Genomic DNA, 18,827 nt, shown 5'->3' on the forward strand with positions numbered 1-18,827 from the left:
TGGTCTTGCTTTGACAACTGTTCCATCGCCTTGTAATAACTTCTGCGAAATTGATCCTCAAAATGGATATTGCCGTGGTTGTTACCGTACGCTTACAGAAATTACAAGCTGGTCCGTAATGACTGATGCGGAAAAACTTGCGGTCTACGCTCACCTTTCTGAACGTAGACCTCAATAAAATACGCTTTAACGATTAACGTCGACAATCAAACGTCCACGCACATTTCCTGCCATCAGCTTTTGTGCATACTCAATTGAGTCTGCCAAACTAATTTCGTGTGAGATCTCATCCAGCGTTTTCAGATCCAGCAATTTGCTGAGTTGCTCATAGGCAGCAATCCGTTTACCACGTGGCACAGTAACGCTATTGATACCGTACAAAGTGACACCACGCAAAATAAATGGTGCAACCGTTGAGGGAAAGTCCATTCCTTGCGCAAGACCGCAGGCTGCTACGGCGCCATCACTCTTAGTCTGCGCACAAGCATTCGCAAGAGTATGGCTACCCACACTATCAACAACCGCAGCCCAACGCTCTTTGGCAAGCGGCTTGCCTGGTGCAGATAAACTTGCGCGGTCAATCACTTCAGCGGCGCCCAATTTTTTTAAATACTCTGCTTCTGCCATTCGTCCCGTACTCGCCACCACCTTAAAACCCAATTTACTCAGCAAAGCAATCGCAATACTCCCAACACCACCGGCTGCGCCCGTCACCAAGACCTCGCCATCACTCGGTTTAGTTCCATGCTTTTCTAGCGCCATGACACACAACATTGCAGTATAGCCAGCAGTACCGATAGCAAGCGCTTGCTTGGCAGTTAAGCCCTTTGGTAATGGAATAAGCCAATCTGCCTTCACTTGGGCTTGTTGTGCCAAACCACCCCAATGGCCCTCGCCTACGCCCCAACCATTGAGAAGCACCATGTCGCCAACCTTAAAGTCAGGACTGCTGCTCTCCAATACCTCGCCAGCAAAATCAATGCCGGGCACCATCGGAAAACTACGAACTACTGGGCCTTTGCCAGTGATTGCTAGGCCATCTTTGTAATTTAGGGTGGAATACAGCACTTTTACCCTGACATCCCCCTCGGGAAGGCTGGATTCATCAACCTGAGCCAATTCAGCCCGATAACCCTGATCATCCTTATTTACTAAAATGGCCTTAAACATATCCTATCCTTATATAAAATCGCGTTTTACGATAAACAAACTGCTTAAAAGGTTTATCCTAGCAAGCATTATTGACGATGGAAATTCCCATGAAAAAAATTCTACTCTTAAGTACTGTTTCAAGCTTCATTCTTACTGGATGCTACTCAACTTCAGTAGATATGTCCTTGGGCAATATGCGCCTGATTACCTCCAGCGCAGCTCCACAAGATACTGAAAACTTTGCTATGAAAACTTGTAAGAATGATTTCTATGAAGGCGCTAGCTTCTTATCTAAAGCCGGCAAAGAATATCGCTTCAAGTGTGTAAAAGCTGAAGAAAATGAGGTTTTGATTCCTATCCCTGGCACTAGCATCAATCCAGAAAATACTGCTGGAGCGAAGTGAGCCCCTTTACCTCGCAAGATCTTCGCAAGGGGTTTTCTTCTTTTGCAACCGGGGTCACGGTCATCACCTGCATAGATGACAGCCAACAAGCCCATGGCATCACCATCAGCTCCTTCAATACGGTCTCTCTCGAGCCGCCACTAATTTTGTGGAGCTTAAAAAAACATTCACACTTAATGCCATTCTTTGAAGTTGGGCATCGACAATTAATTCATGTTCTTACAAGAGAGCAAGAATCACTAGCAATGCATTTTGCTACCGTCAAGGAAAATCAGTTTGATGGTGTAGCCCACCGTGTCACTGCAAATGGACTGACACAAATTGAGGATTGTGTTGCCTATTATGAGTGCGAGACCATCTCCGTATATGCCGGGGGCGATCACAATATTATTGTTGCTAAGGTACTTCAGCTCCAAAATCATCAGGAGCGTGAGCCTCTCATTTTTGCCAAGAGCAAATTTGTTGGCCTTGATTTCGCTCAAAGCACTCTTTGAATCCAAGGAAGTTTATGTTGCGCTTATGGGGTAGACAAAGCTCAATCAATGTTCAAAAAGTTTTATGGTGCCTTGCTGAGTTGGGCTACAAATCAGGAAAAGACTTTGAGCGGATTGATGCTGGGCTTGAGTTTGGGATCAACCATAGCCCTGAATATTTACATAAAAATCCTAACGGTCTAGTGCCAACCTTAGAAGATGGTGATGTTGTGCTCTGGGAATCCAATAGCATCATGCGTTACCTCGCTGGCAAGTTCGATACCAAGCAGCGCTTTCCCAATAGTCTCCTCGCGCAATCTCAATCGAATAAGTGGTTAGATTGGCAATTAAGTACGATGTGGCCGCCTTTACGGGGTACTTTTTTAGGTCTAACTCGAACGCGTGAAGCCGAGCGTAATTACGTAGCAATTAAGAAGGGTTACCAAGATACTAATGTTCACCTTGCCATGCTTGATACCATTCTCAGCAAACAACCCTTTTGCTCAGGAGGGCAATTCAACCTGGGTGACATTGCTCTAGCACTCTGTGTCAATCGGTGGATCTTGCTCCATGAAACATTTCCAGAACAAACTGGTCCCAAAGCAAGCCTAGACAATATTAATCAATGGCTCAAACGCCTAGAAACCCAAACACATTATTCAGATATTACTGAAACTCAATTGAATATTGTGAAGCTTGATTAGCTCTCAAAAGCTTATTCGACCGTAACACTCTTAGCAAGGTTGCGTGGTTTGTCGACATCCGTTCCACGTGCGCAGGCAGTGTGATACGCCAGCAACTGCAAAGGTACAACGTGCAGGATAGGGGATAAATTGCCGTAGTGCTCAGGTAAGCGAATCACATGGATTCCGTCAGTATTCACAATATCGGTGTCATGATCAGCAAAGACATAGAGCATCCCACCGCGTGCTTTAACTTCTTGCATATTCGACTTGAGCTTCTCAAGTAATTCATCCTTTGGCGCAATCGTGACAACTGGCATCTTATCGGTCACCAATGCCAGCGGGCCATGTTTAAGTTCCCCAGCAGGATACGCTTCAGCATGAATATACGAAATTTCTTTTAACTTGAGAGCGCCCTCTAGGGCGATTGGGTAATGCATCCCTCTTCCCAAGAACAGAGCGTTCTCACATTTAGCAAAGGCTTCGCTCCATGCAATGATTTGGGGCTCGAGGGCCAAAACAGAATGTAGTGCTTTGGGCAAATGTCGTAACTCTCTTAAGAGTTTCTTTTCTTGATCAGGATCTAATTTGCCGGCACGCTTGGCAATTGAGAGAGTCAATATATACAACGCGAGTAATTGGGTCGTAAATGCTTTAGTGGAGGCAACACCAATTTCGGTACCTGCCTTGGTTAAAAAATGCCAGTCGGTCTCTCGTACCATTGCACTTGAGGCCACGTTGCAAATCGCTAAGGTAAAAAGATGACCCAAGCTCTTAGCATGACGCAGGGCCGCCAAGGTATCGGCTGTTTCGCCCGACTGAGAAACCACAATGACAAGGGTATTAGGTAGAGATACGGTTTTCCGATAACGATATTCACTCGCAATTTCTACTTGAGTGGGAATGCCTGCAATCTCTTCCAACCAATACTTCGCAACGCATGCTGAGTAATAACTCGTGCCGCAGGCCAAAATCAGAATCTGATCAAAGGCATTCCAGTCCGCTGGCTTCGCTCCAAAAAGTTCAGGCCCAAATTGAGTTATGTTGGCAAGGGTATCGCCGATTGCACGAGGTTGCTCAAAAATCTCTTTTTGCATGTAATGCTGATATGGGCCCAGATCAACCGCTTCCGATTGAGCAGGCATAGGCTTAGAGGCTCTCTTTACCTCTTTTCCTGATTGATCCAAAATCTGAATGGCGCTTGCTTTAATGACGGCTACATCGCCTTCTTCTAAATACACCATAGAGTGAGCGCGGCCGGCTAGGGCAAGCGCGTCTGAAGCTAAAAAGTTTTCACCATCACCCAAAGCAATAACCAATGGTGAGCCCACGCGAGCTCCTATCAGGACATCTGGATGATCTTGTGCAATGACGCCGACTGCATAGGCACCATGCAATCTGGGTAGAACTGATCTCACCGCGAAGCCGAGATCTTTTTGGCCTTCAGCTACATAAGCTTGATGAATTAAATGGGCAATGACTTCGGTATCTGTTTCTGAGCTAAACACGTAGCCGGCAGACTGCAGCTCTGTTCTAAGGGCTTCGTAATTCTCGATGATGCCGTTATGAACAACCGAAATCAATCCATTTGAAATATGGGGATGTGCATTTTGTGTATCGGGCTTGCCATGAGTTGCCCAGCGTGTATGTGCAATCCCTAGGGTGCCAATAAATTGCTTACCTTGCTCAGCCAACTCAGCTACACGAGCAGTTGTTCTTGCGCGCTCGATAGGATGCGTAGCGTTGGCACTATTAATGACAGCAAACCCGCAAGAATCATAGCCACGGTACTCTAAACGACGTAAGCCTTCAATTAATACTTCTACAATATTTTTGCTCGATACGGCACCCACGATTCCGCACATTACTTTCGACCCTTCAGTGCCTTCTTAGCTACTTTCTTAACTGCTTGCTTAGTAGCAACTTTAGTAGTGACTTTTTTTGTAGGTCGTTTCCACTCTAAAGAAATTTGCTTTGCTCGCGAAATCGTTAACTGATTAGCGGGAGCATCCTTGGTCAAGGTTGTACCAGCGCCCAATGTTGCTCCACGTTTCACTCGAACCGGAGCAACCAATTGGGTATCGGAACCAATGAAAACATCGTCCTCAATAATAGTTTGATGTTTATTGACCCCGTCGTAGTTGCAAGTAATGGTTCCGGCGCCAATATTGACACGGGCTCCCACAATAGAATCGCCAACATAAGACAAATGATTAGCCTTACTATTTGTTCCAATCTTGCTGTTCTTCACTTCAACGAAGTTGCCGATATGCACTTCGCTCGCTAGCTCAGCACCCGGGCGCAAACGGGCATAAGGCCCAATAACAGCGTTAGTGCCGACTTTGGCACCATCTAGATGGCTAAACGCTTGGATCGTGACATCTTTACCAATGTCGCAATCGCGAACGACGCAATAAGGTCCGATCTTCACACCTGCGGCCAAGTGAACCTGGCCTTCAAATACACAGCCAACATCAATGAATACATCACTTCCGCAATCGAGCTTGCCACGAATATCAATGCGCGCAGGATCAGCCAAAGATACGCCTGCTTCCATTAAGTCATGCGCTAATTGCAGTTGATATACCCGCTCTAGGCTAGCCAGTTGCTCACGACTGTTAACACCAATGGTTTCAAACTCATGATCAGCTTGCGCCGTCCGAATAGGCACACCATCTTTAACTGCCATTGCGATCACATCAGTTAAATAATATTCGCCTTGAGCATTATTGGCACTTAATGACTTCAGCCATTTTTTAAGTGGGGTCGTTGGCAATACCATGATGCCGGTATTAATTTCAGTAATCTGTTTTTGTGCAAACGTAGCATCTTTCTCTTCAACAATGGCACAGACGGCGCCATTAGAGTCTCTCAAGATGCGGCCATAGCCAGTTGGGACATCCAAGTTTTGTGTCAATAAAGCTAAAGCAGATTCTTGACCACGAGCAGCATCAGCTAGCTTAGTGAGAATGCTCAGAGTTCTCTTACTCGTCAGCGGAACGTCCCCATAAAGAACTAAAGTAGGCTCTTGAGAATCCAATTTACTCAGAGTTTGTAAAAGTGCGTGACCGGTCCCCTTTTGCTCTGCCTGTAAAACAGTGCTGACTTTATTAAAGGTGGCATGCTCGGCTAGAAAGCGCTTGACCTCAGCAGCACCATGACCAACTACAACAATAGGGGCTTGTTTGGCCTGCTTGCCCTGCAAAGAAAAAGCGGTATCCAGCACATATTGCAAAAGGGGCTTGCCAGCAAGAGTTTGCAAAACCTTGGGTAGGGCGGATTTCATCCGCCTACCCTGTCCTGCAGCCAAAATGACGATATTCATATCAGGTGATTATAAGTCCCTGGAATCAGGGTGCCACAGGCCAATTCGTCTAACTCAGACTCATCAATGGCCTTATCTCCAGCCGATCTGGAGGCAATACCCGATAAGACCGTAGAAATATCCAGGTTTTTGAAATCAAAAGCTTCGGCATCCATCAAATGCGATGGCACGATGTGATGCATTGCTCGAAATATATTCTCCACACGGCCTGGATGCTGCTTTTCCCATTCGCGCAACATTTGCTTCATAGCCTGCCGCTGTAAATTGGGCTGACTGCCACACAAGTCACACGGAATAATTGGGAAATTCATATCTGCTGCGTAACCTTCCAATAACTTCTCTGGTACATACGCTAAAGGGCGAATCACAATATGCTTGCCATCGTCGGAACGTAGCTTGGGTGGCATACCTTTGAGCTTGCCTGCATGAAATAAATTGAGTAGCAAGGTTTGCAAAATATCATCACGATGATGACCAAGTGCAATTTTTGTAGCGCCCAACTCATCAGCTACACGATACAAAATACCGCGACGCAAGCGAGAACATAATCCACAAGTTGTTTTACCTTCTGGGATCACCCGTTTCACGATACTGTAAGTATCTTGCTCTTCAATATGAAAAGATACCCCTAAAGAAGACAAGTAATTTGGCAAAGTCTGTGCAGGAAAGTTAGGCTGTTTCTGATCTAAGTTCACCGCCACAATCTCAAACTGAATAGGGGCGCGCTCACGCAACTTGAGCAAAATATCCAGCATGGCAAAACTATCCTTGCCACCCGATACACAAACCATGACTTTGTCACCATCCTCAATCATGCCAAAGTCACCAATAGCTTGCCCCACTAAACGACAGAGTTTTTTTTCAAGCTTATTTTCTTCGAAGGCGACTTTACGAATATCGTTCATAGCATTTAAAAGTTAGCTTGGTTTGATTCGAAACACTTCTACGCCAACTGAATGGCAGTCGGGATAAACATCTGGCTTAGCAGTGCTAACGCGAACAGCCAATACCTTTGGGTGCGCCAGCATAGCAGCAACAATGTCATCACAAAAGGTTTCTTGCAAATGGATATGGCCCTGTAAGGCCCTATTCTTAATGGTTTCACGGATAAAGTCATAGTCAACTACCTCTCCTAATAGATCTTGCTTTGGAGTGTTGAGCCCAAGTGGAATATATAAATCTACATTAAGAATTACACGTTGTTCAGCTTTCTTTTCAAAGTCATGAACGCCGATATTGATATAAATCTCATAGTCACGAAGATATAAACGACGGCAGTCAATCAGACTTGGATGAGAAAGAATAGCTTGCATGGATTAATTTGCCTAAATAATTTAGTGTGTCTTGAACATCACATCTCGCTCTGATGGCAATAAATGCTGCCCGCCATCGACATAGAGTGTTGTTCCAGTAATTGCGGATGACTCTGCTAAAAATACAGCTGCTCTAGCCACATCCAATGCCGTAGAAGAGCGGCCGAGCGGTGTCATTTGATGTGCCTTTACAAATCCTTCTGCCGTTTGATCACCAGAAGGGAGTGTAATTCCAGGGGCAAGTCCAACTACGCGAAGTAAAGGGGCAAAATCGACTGCCAAAATTTCTACCGAGCTGAGCAATGCACTTTTCGATAGCGTATAGGACAAGTAATCTGGATTGGGGTTAATCAGTTTTTGATCTAGTAGCTGGATCACTGAGGGAATAAACCCACCCTGTGACTGATATTGTTTCTGATGTTCAAAAAACATTTGCGAAAGCATGATTGGCGCAGTCAAGTTGACCTGCATATGTGCCAATAAATTTTTACCATTTAAAGGTGTAGTGGAATTTGCTCTATCGTATTCAAAGATTGAGGCGCTATTAATGATGCAGACTAGGTTCGGAAATTCTTTGGCTACAGCTGTAAATAACCCTTTTACTTCTGCATCAATACTCAAGTCGGCTTGAAAACCGTTTGCCTTAACCCCTAGGACAGCAATGTCGGCAAGGGTCTGCTTGGCCTCAGCAGTAGATCGACCATAATGAATAGCAATATCCCAGCCCTGACGAGCAAACTCTAGAGCGATTTCTCGACCCAAACGCTTTGCAGCGCCGGTTATTAAAACGGCTTTATTTGACGTAAATTGGGACACAGAACTCATGTGCAATTAAATTCTCTTAGACTAGCGAGCTATGGATATTACCTTGACCAGCCTGGAAGCGGAGCATAGCCAGCTACTAAGTAGCAAAATTAGTGCTGAAATCAGCGCCAAAGGCGGCTGGATCCCCTTCTCTCGCTTTATGAAAATGGCCCTATACGAACCTGGCATGGGTTATTACAGCGCTGGCGCCCATAAGCTTGGGGCAGGGGGTGATTTCACTACCGCCCCTGAATTAAGCCCCTTATTCGGGGCTGCTATTGCAAATACCCTCTTACCCGTTTTAGAAGGCCTCAAGTCAAAAGGCTTGGTAAGCAAAATCTTAGAGTTTGGCGCAGGCACTGGAAAATTGGCTGAGGCAATTTTAAATCGTCTTCATGAGCTCGGTTTTAGTCTAGATGCTTACGAAATTATTGAAATCTCTCCGGACCTGGCATCTAGGCAGCAATTACGACTAAGCCATCTGATTACTGACCAAGGTAGCTCTACCGCTTGTCGCTGGTTAGATACCTTACCCCAAGACTACGATGGGGTCATCATTGCTAATGAGGTCATCGATGCCATTCCCTGTGATGTCATTATTTTTGAGAACGGCTTTTGGTATTGGCGGGGAGTGACTTTTGAAAATACGCAATTTGCATGGAAGACGGGTAAGCCTGTTGACCAAAATGAATTGCCCGAGATCTTACTCAGTGGCAATTTTCCAGAGGGCTATACCACTGAGCTACACCCCCAAGCTCAAGCCTGGATGCGAGAAGTTGCGCAACAATTAAACACTGGATTATTTCTGACATTGGATTACGGTTTCCCAGAGTCAGAGTACTACCACGCTCAAAGACAAGATGGCACTTTAATTGCTCATCACCGTCATCACGTGATACCCGATCCATTTCATCTACCCGGGCTCTGTGATTTAACTACGCACGTAGAATGGGTACAACTTGCTCGCATTGCTCTCGCAGAGAAAGTAGATGATGTATTTCTCAGCAATCAAGCGGCCTATCTTCTTGATGCAGGCATTGGTGAACTTGCTCTCGAATTAGCCAACCCAAAAGATGCTGAGACATTTTTACCTATCTCTAATGCCTTACAAAAACTACTCTCTGAAGCTGAGATGGGCGAGCTATTTAAAGTATTCGCATTCTCAAAGAATTTAAGCGGGATCACTGCAGGCCAACATCTACAAGACCTGCCAGGTTTGCGAGGTCGGAATCGTCTCTAGTTATAGCGCTGCAGCAATTGCGGCTAAACGCGCTTTTTCAACTACCAAACGAATTTTCTCACCATTGTTTCTGTCGGCAGAGTCTAGATCAGCTATACATTGCGCCAACTCTAAAGCTTGCGCCTTTTGTAAAGCCTGAATTAAATCGTTCACCTCAAAACCAATTTGCTTAGCTAGGGTTAAGACCATCATGGCTCGCTCAGGTTTGCGCCATACATCAGCACGATTAAACCAAGCCAGAATCTCTGAAGCAGAGCTTTTCTTCTCACCTCTGTGTTTAAGTAAGCGCTTGAGTTCGCTGAAAATTTCACTGAAGTCACGAACTTCATTTGGCATCTTGACTGCTTCTGACCATGCGCGGATTTCAGTAGCAGATAAATTCATGAGCACTACTGCACAGCGCTCCTCTAAAACTGGAGGTGTAATACGTAAATACTTTCTGAGAGTCTCTCGCTGTTGCTCATCAATGAGTTGCGCATTCAAGCCGCTTGGTAACAGTAGTTTTGCTGCGCCTGCATCCAACAAGACCTGAAACATCCGCATCGGCTTTGTCGCCGTTAGACCTCTCGCAAGCTCTTGCCAAATTCTTTCAGACGAAAGGGCTGCCAGCTCTCCAGAGCGAACGATCGCCTTGATTGCTAAAAGAGTTTCGTCCGCTACGATAAATTCAGGGAAGCGTGCTGCAAAGCGAGCAACCCGAAGCAAACGCAGAGGGTCTTCAGCAAAGGCATCTGAAACATGGCGCAAAATCTTTTTGGCTAAATCTTCTTGTCCATTAAATGGATCAATGATGGGGCCAACCCACTCGCCATTTTCTGAGAGCTCCTGCGCCATCGCATTGATAGTGAGATCACGACGCTCAAGATCCTGCTCTAAGGTGACGGAAGGATCTGCATGAAATACAAATCCTTTATAGCCAGCACCTGTTTTACGCTCTGTTCTGGCCAAAGCATATTCGGCTTGAGTTGCAGGATGCAAAAAAACGGGGAAGTCTTTGCCTACTGGGCGAAAACCTTCTGCCACCATCTCTTCTACAGTAGCGCCTACAACTACATAATCGATATCGTGCGCAGGAATACCCATGAGAGTATCGCGTATCGCGCCGCCGACCGCATAGGTCTTCACGAACTAGCCCATTCCTTCAAGCGTATGGCGACTAATTCCAAAAACATCGACTAAGGCGTCTTGGCCATTCACTGGCAAAGTGTTGGGCAAACTCATCGAGGCAATATTATCCCGAGACATCAGAGTCGGTCCTGGTAAATATTCAAATGCGAGCGCTTGTAGATATCCCACTATATTGGGCACAGGAATAATCAAACAGGATGTCTTTGCTTTATGAATCGCAAACTCCACGATGGCTTTCATAGTCAATACATCTGGTCCAACAAAATCATAGGATTGGCGAATTGTCTGGGGCATGGTGAGGGATTGCACAAAAGCACTAGTCACATCATCCACACTAACGGGCTGGAACTTTGCATCACAATGGGCCAAAGGTAAAGCTGGAAATAATGTAGTTAGCTTAGAGAATAAATTAATAAACTGATCAGCTGCGCCAAAAATGACAGAGGGTCTAAAAATTGTCCAATCAAGATTGCTAGCTTTCACTGCAGCCTCGCCAGCACCTTTGCTACGCTGATACATGGAGGGGCCATGTTCATCAGCGCCTAAAGCACTCATGTGGAGATAGCGTTTCAAACCATGTAATTGCATTGCGGTAATAATGTTTTTAGGCAGTTCGACATGCGCTGCCTTAAATACTTTCCCATAGGGTTTGGCAGGCTTATCGTGCAGAACACCAACCAAATTGATGACAGCTCCATGAGACTGAATCCGGCCACATAAGTTTTGCAACTCATCAAAATCATGAATATCGGCATCCTCCAGATGAATCTTGGGCAACATTCTAAGTTCACGTGCTGCAGTCAGGTGTCGAGTGGGCAGCAATACTGAGTAGCCTGCGTTTTGTAATTTAGCAGCCAAAACGCGGCCTACAAATCCATTGCCACCGATGAGTAAGATGTCGTATTTCATAAGAATGATTATCTCTTTAAGGTAAATCGCTTTGCGTTGCAGCTTTCGGAGCAATAATGCCCAAACGCTGTTTTAAGGATTGTGACTGTCCTTGCATGACAGATGCGTAATAACTGGAATTAGATAGCACATTCTTGACATAGGTGCGCGTCTCATTAAAAGGAATGGTCTCAGCAAAGATGGCGCCCTCAACCGGTCCATCCAATTTCTCACGCCACTGCTTGGAGCGGCCGGGCCCGGCATTATAGGCAGCTGAGGCCAGAACCCACGAACCATCCAAATCATTGAGAACCATATTGAGGTAATTGCTACCAAGCGTTAAGTTAGTATTTCTATCTTGGAGCTGTTGGCTGGTATATGAAGTCATCCCGATCTTCTTGGCAACATACTTAGCAGTATTTGGCATCACTTGCATCAGGCCAGAGGCGCCGACATTCGATGAAGCATTCATAATGAAACGAGATTCTTGACGAATGAGTCCGTATGCCCAAGCCAAATTCAAATCAATCTGTTTAGCAATCGGTGCTAAATCATCTTTAAAGGGAGTTGGGTAGCGCAAGGTGAAATCATGTTCTTGCTTGGTTCGATCAGCGGTATTCACAACGCGATCATATAAATTCACGCGTTTCCCATACTCAGCAGCTGCCAATAGCTGCTTATCAGACATATTGCGCAACTCCCAATTCCACTCTCGGTTGCCCTCAAATCGCAGGTTCATTGCATAAAGATGTTGTGCACGAATAAAACCATTACGATTTGCCATCACATCAATTTCTTGCTCAGACACTTTTGTCCGGGCTGGCGCATGATTTGATTTTCCTAACTCTTCGCGGGCAAGTTGTCCGTAAAAATTAAATTGATCCTGAATTAGCTCAAAGGATTCGCGGGCTTTAGCATCTTGACCTTCTGCCTTAAGCGCCCGACCATACCAATAGGTCCAAGCCGGATCGCGACTACGTACCGTTGGATTCATACCCTCGATGGCTTGCTTTACTAAAAGCCAATCCTTCGCTCTAAGGCCGGCACGCACTTTCCATTCTTGGCTCTCGGTAGAAAGAAGTTCGTTATAGCCCAAGGACTGCTGAAGTCGATACGCATCATCGGCATTAGGGTCCAGTTTCTTAGCCAAAAATTGGCCAATCACCCCCCAAGCCACTGCCTGATTTTCTTTACTGTAACGGTTACCAATTTGCTGAAAATCTTTATAGGCTCTTACAGGGTCTGTTTTAGCCATCTTCACTACATCAGCAATAGGATCTTCACCACCCAAGCGACGCGACATCGTATCAAAGCCCATTTCATTAGCAGCACGCCCAATCGCCCTTCCCTCGCTAGTAGTCATTCCTCCAGCCTGAACTAAGAGCGGCACCAATTCTTGGCAAGATTGGCCAAAGTAACGAGGGTCGATCAAAATGCTGCGCGCATCAAAGGCAACCTTGCTTGCATTCTCGCCCTGAGCCAAATGTGATTGCAGTACGTAACATTTCACTGTTGTGTCGTCATCGACAATAAACTTCGCGTACTCGGCATCAAAATTGCTCCAATCTTTTCGTTTGCCCAATACGAGCAACCAGTCATTACGCATTCGATCTGCAATCGCACTCCCTTGATACTGATTCAAAAAAGTGTTGACTTGAGTATCTGCACCGGTATCTGCGCGGGCTCCGCCTCCACTATCAAATAATTGGGGCTTAATTCGAAAGTAAGCAACGTAATCGTCGTAAGGATAATTTGCTAAAGCTGCAGCCAATTGCTGAGACCTAAATACATCATTCTTCTTAGCAGCTTCACGTAACTCGATAAAAGTACGGTCAGCGTCGGTGATTTCTTCTGGGGCTAACTTGCTTTCATAGGACTTGGGCAAATTGACTTTCTTTGGCTTATCTGCAAAAGCACCGGGGCTCAGCAGAGCTGCTGATAGGATTAGCAACCCAAAGAGGATTTTCAATATTGATAGGGGATTCTGGAACGGCTTTCTCACTATGTAACCTTGTTTACTATATTTCTTAATTTTCACCCGATAATGCTTGATATGCACGGTAATTCAACAAAATCTCTTCGCCAAGACTTGCTCAAGCAACGCAGTGAGTTTATGGCATCGCCAGACTATGCTCAAACCGAGGAGAGGCTTATTGAGGTATTGAATCAATTTTTGATCAATCAAGGCCAAGCCCTTAATACAATCGCCTTGTATTGCCCTATTCAAAATGAAATTGATTTACGACCCACCCTATTAGACTGGGCTAAAGGCCAAACCCATCGACAGCTAGCGCTGCCTTTTGCAAAAGAAGATAAGCATTTAGATTTTTATCTTTGGCAAGAGGGTGACGTTTTAAGTCCCAGCAAGCATGGTGTTCCAGAGCCGACCCCTAGCAACCTTCAGAGACCCAAAATACTGCCTGACTGTATTTTTCTGCCCTGTGTTGGATGGTCGGAGTCGGAGAACAAGAAGCGGTACTGGAGACTGGGCTATGGTGGCGGTTATTTTGATAGAACCTTAGCTCTCCTAAAAAAGCTTGGGCACCAACCTATATGCATTGGTATTGGCTTTGAGTGGCAAAAACTAGATGGTGCCAAGTGGTCTGCGCAGCCCCATGACGAAGCCTTGACCTACATGCTGACTGAGTCGGGCTTAAGACCCTAGACTGAGGTTATCGGCAATAGCCAAAACGGCGTCTGCTTGATTTAAGGAATAGAAATGTAGGCCAGGAGCACCAGCTGTTAACAGCTGATCACACAGATCAGTGACAACCTCTTCACCAAAGGCCCGAATCGAGGCGACGTCATCTCCATAAGACTGCAAGCGCAAACGAATCCAGCGTGGAATCTCAGCACCACAAGCATCAGAAAAACGCAGTAGTTGAGTACTGTTAGTGATCGGCATAATTCCGGCAATCACTGGCTGAGTAACGCCCATTTCGTAAGCTTCATCTACAAAACGAAAGTAGGCATCGGTATTGTAAAAATACTGAGTGACAGCTGAATTCGCGCCTGCCTTCATTTTCTGAACAAAAAAGTCAATGTCACTGGCTGGTGATTTCGCTTGAGGATGAGTCTCTGGATAAGCGGCGACATCGATATGAAACCAGTCACCCGTCTCAGAACGAATAAATTCCACCAACTCATTAGCATGATGAAACTCGCCGTATTGGCCCATGCCAGAGGGAAGATCTCCGCGCAGAGCAACGATGCGCTTAATGCCTAAGGATTGATACTGCTTAAGCATTTGACACACACTCTCACGTGAACTACCTACACAAGATAAGTGCGGAGCAACCATTGCACCGGCGGCATGAATCTCGCTCACCACTTTCAAGGTGCCAGATTGCGTAGAACCACCAGCGCCAAAGGTAACGGAATAAAACGCGGGCTTGAGTACTTCACTCAAGCGCTCGCGTACAAGGCGTAATTTGTTCTCACCTTCTGGTGTTTTAGGAGGAAAGAATTCAACGCTCAGTTCCATTGCTTTGACCTTGTATTAAACGGTTTAATTAATAACGATAGTGATCAGGCTTATAAGGCCCTTGCTTAGTGACGCCGATATAAGAAGCTTGCTGATCACTTAACTCGGTTAACTGTGCATTGAGCTTCTTCAACTGTAGGCGTGCCACCTTCTCATCAAGATGCTTAGGCAAGGTATAAACACCAACAGGGTACTTGTCTGTACCAACAGCATTCCATAACTCAATTTGTGCAATGACTTGATTTGCAAATGAAGAGCTCATGACATAGGAAGGATGGCCAGTACCGCAACCCAGATTTACCAAACGGCCTTTAGCCAAAATGATGATGCGCTTCTCGGGCATGCCGTTAGTAGCAGGGAAAATCACATGATCAACCTGGGGCTTAATTTCTTCCCAACGGTATTTTTCAATTCCAGCAACATCGATCTCATTATCGAAGTGGCCGATATTACAAACGATCGCTTGATCTTTCATCTTGACCATATGGTCATGAGTGATGACATGGTAGTTGCCTGTTGCAGAAACAAAGATGTCTGCTTTATCAGCAGCGTAGTCCATCGTGACAACACGATAACCTTCCATGGCAGCTTGCAAAGCACAAATGGGGTCTACCTCAGTCACCCAAACTTGAGCAGACAAGGCGCGCAGGGCTTGTGCAGAACCTTTACCCACGTCGCCATAACCACAAACCACAGCAACCTTGCCGGCAATCATCACATCCGTTGCACGCTTAATCGCGTCCACTAAAGATTCTCGGCAACCATAAAGATTATCGAACTTACTCTTAGTTACTGAGTCGTTTACGTTGATTGCGGGGAACTTAAGTTCGCCTTTAGCAAACATTTGATAGAGACGGTGTACGCCTGTTGTTGTTTCTTCTGTAACGCCTTTGACTTTCTCCAAGCGGGTTGAGTACCAGGTTGGATCGATGGCCAATTTCTTTTTAATAGCAGCGAACAGAATAGTTTCTTCTTCGCCAGTAGGATGACTAATGCAAGCTTGATCTTTTTCAGCACGTGCGCCCAAATGTAAGAGCAAGGTAGCATCACCGCCGTCATCCAAAATCATATTGGTGAATCCACCATCAGCCCACTCAAAGATGCGGTGCGTGAAATCCCAATATTGCTCAAGTGTCTCGCCCTTAATTGCAAAGACCGGAGTGCCATTGGCAGCAATCGCTGCAGCAGCATGATCTTGGGTCGAGAAAATATTACAAGAGGCCCACTGCACTTCTGCGCCGAGTGCTTCGAGAGTCTCGATCAGCACGGCTGTTTGAATCGTCATATGTAAAGAGCCAGTAATGCGAGCGCCACGCAAAGGTTGTTGGGTAGCAAATTCATCACGAATTGCGATGAGTCCAGGCATCTCGGTCTCAGCAATCGCAATTTCTTTACGACCAAAGTCAGATAAAGAGATATCGGCAATAGCGCAACGAGTGGCTACGAAATCTTGTAGATTGAAATCAGAAACAGTATTCATGAATGCTCCAGCTAAATACAACCCAATGCTGGAGTAGATACTCGCTAGCCATTGGATTATGGGTTAGCGAGCGCGGTTGCAATTAGTAAATTCGGGATAGCAAAATTTACACCCTCCAAGCCTGGGGATTGACTGGTTCACAGCAATCCTTGCAACGCTCCTTGAAGGTATGGGGAAATTGTAATCAATTTCCCCACTTTTGACTCAGTACTGCTTATAAACCTGCTGCAGCCTTTAATGCGGGGGCTTTGTCACATTGCTCCCAAGTAAATTCAGGCTCTTCACGACCAAAATGGCCGTAAGCAGCTGTTTTGCGATAGATCGGACGCAATAGATTGAGCATCTTCACAATGCCCTTGGGACGCAAATCAAAGTGCTCAGAAACAAGCTGTGCAATCTTCTCATCCGAGATTTTGCCAGTTCCAAAGGTGCTCACCATCACTGAAGTAGGCTTAGCCACACCAATCGCATAAGAGATCTGAATCAAGCATTTGGTAGCCAATCCAGCAGCAACGACGTTCTTAGCAACATATCGACCTGCATAAGCAGCCGAACGGTCAACCTTAGAGGGATCTTTGCCAGAGAAAGCGCCGCCACCGTGAGGCGCTGCGCCACCGTAGGTATCCACAATAATTTTGCGCCCAGTCAAGCCACAGTCGCCCTGTGGGCCACCAATAACAAAGCGGCCAGTGGGATTCACGAGATACTTAATGGCACCTTTTACTAAGTGCTTTGGCAATACGGGTTTAATGATTTCTTCAATCACGGCTTCACGCAATTTCTCTAGAGAGATGTCTTCAGCATGTTGAGTAGAAAGTACGACAGTATCAATAGAGTCGGGTTTGCCATCGACATAGCGCAGAGTCACTTGGGATTTGGCATCTGGACGCAACCAATTCAAACGGCCGTCACGACGTAATTGAGATTGACGCTCTACTAAACGATGCGATAAATGAATGGGCAAAGGCATTAACTCGGCAGTTTCATCACAAGCGTATCCGAACATCAAGCCTTGGTCACCAGCGCCTTGATCGAGACCATCATCATGGGCCTTATCAACGCCTTGAGCAATATCCGGGCTTTGCTTGTCATAGGCTACCAAGACTGCACAGCCTTTGTAATCAATGCCATAAGCCGTATTGTCATAACCGATTTCACGCAAGGTATTGCGGGCTACCTGAATGTAATCCACATTGGCGTTAGTGGTGATTTCACCAGCCAGTACCACTAATCCAGTATTACAAAGTGTTTCAGCTGCAACACGTGCAGTTGGATCTTGAGTCAGGATGGCATCTAGGATGGCATCAGAGATCTGATCAGAGACTTTATCGGGGTGACCTTCAGAAACGGATTCTGAGGTAAAGAAGTAATCGTTAGCCATTGCATATTCCTTTAAAAATTAACACGATCATTAGGACAACTCGACGTGCCAGGAACTACAACGGCGACGCTTTAGCAGATTTTGTGAATCGCCCTGCAAGTTGTCTTAACTCGGCGATGGGTTTATTTTATCCCAAAAATAAGAAATATTTCAATAACACCGAGAAATTTGGTCCTATGCCAATGATTGAATATCATTGATAGGTGCAAAAACTCCTAATAAAGCCCATTCTTGTTTTGATTGCTGCGCTGCCCTTATGCATTGTGCAAATCATTGGCGCCTGTTTGGGTCTTTTAGCTTATATCGGATCGAGTAGCTATCGTGAACTCTTTCGTTCCCAATACGATGCAGTTATTACAAGCCATCGACTTCAATCTCGACTATGGAGTGCTGTCATGGCATCAGGTCAACTCTTCTCAGACAGTTTATGGATTTGGCGCAATCCCAAACAAGCGCTTGGCCTAGTAGAAATTCAAAATTGGGAGTTGGTCGAGGCTGCTATTAACGAAGGACATGGGCTTGTGATGTTGACACCTCACCTAGGTGGCTTTGAAATCATTCCACGCGTCCTTGCTCAGCACTTCCCTGCCACCATCTTATATCGACCATCAAGACAGAATTGGCTCAATAGTATTGTTGAAGAAGGCCGCGCTTATCCCAATATGCATTTTGTGCCGACCAATTTAAATGGCGTCAGGCAAATGACTCGCGCCTTAAGTAAAGGCGAAGCCATTGGCATTCTGCCTGATCAAGTTCCCAGTGGGGGCGATGGTGTTTGGGTACCTTTCTTTGGTCGTCCCGCCTACACCTCACCCTTGCCAGCGCGCCTTGCCAATCGCAACAAGACTCCAGTCATCATGTTTACTGCTAAGCGCAAAAATCTAGGGCAAGGCTGGTTAATGCAGGCAACGCGTCTAGCCCCTTTTTCAGAAAATGCAAATCTAGCTGCCACTGAAATGAATCAGGCTATTGAACATGCGATCCTTAAAGCACCAGAACAGTTTATCTGGGCATATAACCGCTACAAGCATCCAGCTGGTGCAGAGCTGCCTCCAAGCCAATAACAGAGGTC

Annotated in this window: 19 protein-coding genes and 1 riboswitch; of the genes, 7 read left to right on the forward strand and 12 right to left on the reverse strand. The window is 45.8% G+C overall.

Going from position 1 to position 18,827, the window contains the following annotated elements; translation table 11 throughout:
- Positions 1-10: 10 nt before the first annotated feature.
- Positions 11-178, forward strand: coding sequence for a DUF1289 domain-containing protein (locus tag Pas1_RS08885; RefSeq protein ID WP_112209371.1), 168 nt, complete (start codon positions 11-13; stop codon positions 176-178).
- A gap of 8 nt (positions 179-186) precedes the next feature.
- Here the strand turns inward: Pas1_RS08885 and acuI are convergent, their stop codons facing one another.
- Complete coding sequence (gene acuI, locus Pas1_RS08890; RefSeq protein WP_112205567.1) at positions 187-1,170, reverse strand: acrylyl-CoA reductase (NADPH); 984 nt, start codon at positions 1,168-1,170, stop codon at positions 187-189.
- A gap of 89 nt (positions 1,171-1,259) precedes the next feature.
- Here acuI and Pas1_RS08895 point away from each other — a divergent pair, with 89 nt between their 5' ends.
- The 3 genes from Pas1_RS08895 to Pas1_RS08905 are packed head-to-tail and all read left to right on the forward strand — an operon-like array spanning position 1,260 to position 2,733.
- On the forward strand, positions 1,260-1,556 hold the full coding sequence (locus Pas1_RS08895) for a hypothetical protein (RefSeq protein ID WP_112208613.1): 297 nt from the start codon (positions 1,260-1,262) through the stop codon (positions 1,554-1,556).
- On the forward strand, positions 1,553-2,050 hold the full coding sequence (locus Pas1_RS08900) for a flavin reductase family protein (protein WP_112205569.1): 498 nt from the start codon (positions 1,553-1,555) through the stop codon (positions 2,048-2,050). Before Pas1_RS08895 ends, Pas1_RS08900 begins: the two co-directional genes overlap by 4 nt.
- A gap of 14 nt (positions 2,051-2,064) precedes the next feature.
- A complete protein-coding gene (locus Pas1_RS08905; protein ID WP_112295053.1) occupies positions 2,065-2,733 on the forward strand; it encodes a glutathione S-transferase family protein in 669 nt (222 codons plus the stop codon).
- An 11-nt stretch (positions 2,734-2,744) separates the two neighbouring features.
- On the opposite strand, the gene glmS is transcribed toward Pas1_RS08905, so the two are convergent.
- Genes glmS through Pas1_RS08930 form a run of 5 tightly spaced genes read right to left on the reverse strand, consistent with a single transcriptional unit; the run spans position 2,745 to position 8,175 of the window.
- Entirely contained in the window at positions 2,745-4,577 is a 1,833-nt protein-coding gene (gene glmS / locus Pas1_RS08910; protein WP_112295054.1) for a glutamine--fructose-6-phosphate transaminase (isomerizing), read from the reverse strand.
- Complete coding sequence (glmU, locus tag Pas1_RS08915; RefSeq protein WP_112295055.1) at positions 4,577-6,037, reverse strand: bifunctional UDP-N-acetylglucosamine diphosphorylase/glucosamine-1-phosphate N-acetyltransferase GlmU; 1,461 nt, start codon at positions 6,035-6,037, stop codon at positions 4,577-4,579. The genes glmS and glmU overlap by 1 nt, the downstream gene beginning before the upstream one ends.
- The gene (gene ttcA, locus Pas1_RS08920) at positions 6,034-6,942 is read right to left on the reverse strand and encodes a tRNA 2-thiocytidine(32) synthetase TtcA (RefSeq protein ID WP_112295056.1); all 909 of its coding nucleotides are present in this window, start codon (positions 6,940-6,942) and stop codon (positions 6,034-6,036) included. Before ttcA ends, glmU begins: the two co-directional genes overlap by 4 nt.
- Before the next feature lie 12 nt (positions 6,943-6,954).
- Positions 6,955-7,350, reverse strand: a complete 396-nt coding sequence (locus tag Pas1_RS08925; RefSeq protein ID WP_112205579.1) for a dihydroneopterin aldolase — start codon at positions 7,348-7,350, stop codon at positions 6,955-6,957.
- Positions 7,351-7,371: 21 nt separating this feature from the next.
- Complete coding sequence (locus Pas1_RS08930; protein ID WP_112295057.1) at positions 7,372-8,175, reverse strand: SDR family oxidoreductase; 804 nt, start codon at positions 8,173-8,175, stop codon at positions 7,372-7,374.
- Positions 8,176-8,206: 31 nt separating this feature from the next.
- Here Pas1_RS08930 and Pas1_RS08935 point away from each other — a divergent pair, with 31 nt between their 5' ends.
- Positions 8,207-9,394 carry a class I SAM-dependent methyltransferase gene (locus tag Pas1_RS08935; protein ID WP_112295058.1) on the forward strand — a complete coding sequence of 396 codons (1,188 nt, stop codon included), beginning with the start codon at positions 8,207-8,209 and terminating at the stop codon, positions 9,392-9,394.
- Here the strand turns inward: Pas1_RS08935 and Pas1_RS09850 are convergent, their stop codons facing one another.
- From Pas1_RS09850 to Pas1_RS08950, 3 genes are read right to left on the reverse strand one after another with little or no spacing between them, the layout of a single operon-like run.
- Entirely contained in the window at positions 9,395-10,519 is a 1,125-nt protein-coding gene (locus tag Pas1_RS09850) for a polynucleotide adenylyltransferase (protein WP_112295059.1), read from the reverse strand.
- Positions 10,520-10,522: 3 nt separating this feature from the next.
- Complete coding sequence (locus tag Pas1_RS08945) at positions 10,523-11,431, reverse strand: complex I NDUFA9 subunit family protein (RefSeq protein ID WP_112295060.1); 909 nt, start codon at positions 11,429-11,431, stop codon at positions 10,523-10,525.
- Between the two features lie 16 nt (positions 11,432-11,447).
- Entirely contained in the window at positions 11,448-13,412 is a 1,965-nt protein-coding gene (locus Pas1_RS08950; protein ID WP_225971612.1) for a lytic transglycosylase domain-containing protein, read from the reverse strand.
- 42 nt (positions 13,413-13,454) lie between these two features.
- Between Pas1_RS08950 and Pas1_RS08955 the strand changes: the two genes are divergently transcribed.
- Positions 13,455-14,075 carry a 5-formyltetrahydrofolate cyclo-ligase gene (locus Pas1_RS08955; RefSeq protein ID WP_112295061.1) on the forward strand — a complete coding sequence of 207 codons (621 nt, stop codon included), beginning with the start codon at positions 13,455-13,457 and terminating at the stop codon, positions 14,073-14,075.
- On the opposite strand, the gene metF is transcribed toward Pas1_RS08955, so the two are convergent.
- The 3 genes from metF to metK form a co-directional block, all read right to left on the reverse strand.
- The gene (metF, locus tag Pas1_RS08960; protein WP_112236816.1) at positions 14,064-14,894 is read right to left on the reverse strand and encodes a methylenetetrahydrofolate reductase [NAD(P)H]; all 831 of its coding nucleotides are present in this window, start codon (positions 14,892-14,894) and stop codon (positions 14,064-14,066) included. The genes Pas1_RS08955 and metF overlap by 12 nt on opposite strands.
- A 28-nt stretch (positions 14,895-14,922) precedes the next feature.
- Positions 14,923-16,374 carry an adenosylhomocysteinase gene (ahcY, locus tag Pas1_RS08965; RefSeq protein WP_112295062.1) on the reverse strand — a complete coding sequence of 484 codons (1,452 nt, stop codon included), beginning with the start codon at positions 16,372-16,374 and terminating at the stop codon, positions 14,923-14,925.
- Between the two features lie 61 nt (positions 16,375-16,435).
- Positions 16,436-16,543: riboswitch (S-adenosyl-L-homocysteine riboswitch) on the reverse strand.
- Between the two features lie 45 nt (positions 16,544-16,588).
- Positions 16,589-17,755, reverse strand: coding sequence for a methionine adenosyltransferase (metK, locus tag Pas1_RS08970; RefSeq protein WP_112205595.1), 1,167 nt, complete (start codon positions 17,753-17,755; stop codon positions 16,589-16,591).
- Between the two features lie 203 nt (positions 17,756-17,958).
- Here metK and Pas1_RS08975 point away from each other — a divergent pair, with 203 nt between their 5' ends.
- Positions 17,959-18,819, forward strand: a complete 861-nt coding sequence (locus tag Pas1_RS08975) for a lysophospholipid acyltransferase family protein (protein WP_112205597.1) — start codon at positions 17,959-17,961, stop codon at positions 18,817-18,819.
- Positions 18,820-18,827: the final 8 nt, after the last annotated feature.

This window comes from Polynucleobacter paneuropaeus (assembly GCF_003261235.1).
Classification (GTDB): domain Bacteria; phylum Pseudomonadota; class Gammaproteobacteria; order Burkholderiales; family Burkholderiaceae; genus Polynucleobacter; species Polynucleobacter paneuropaeus.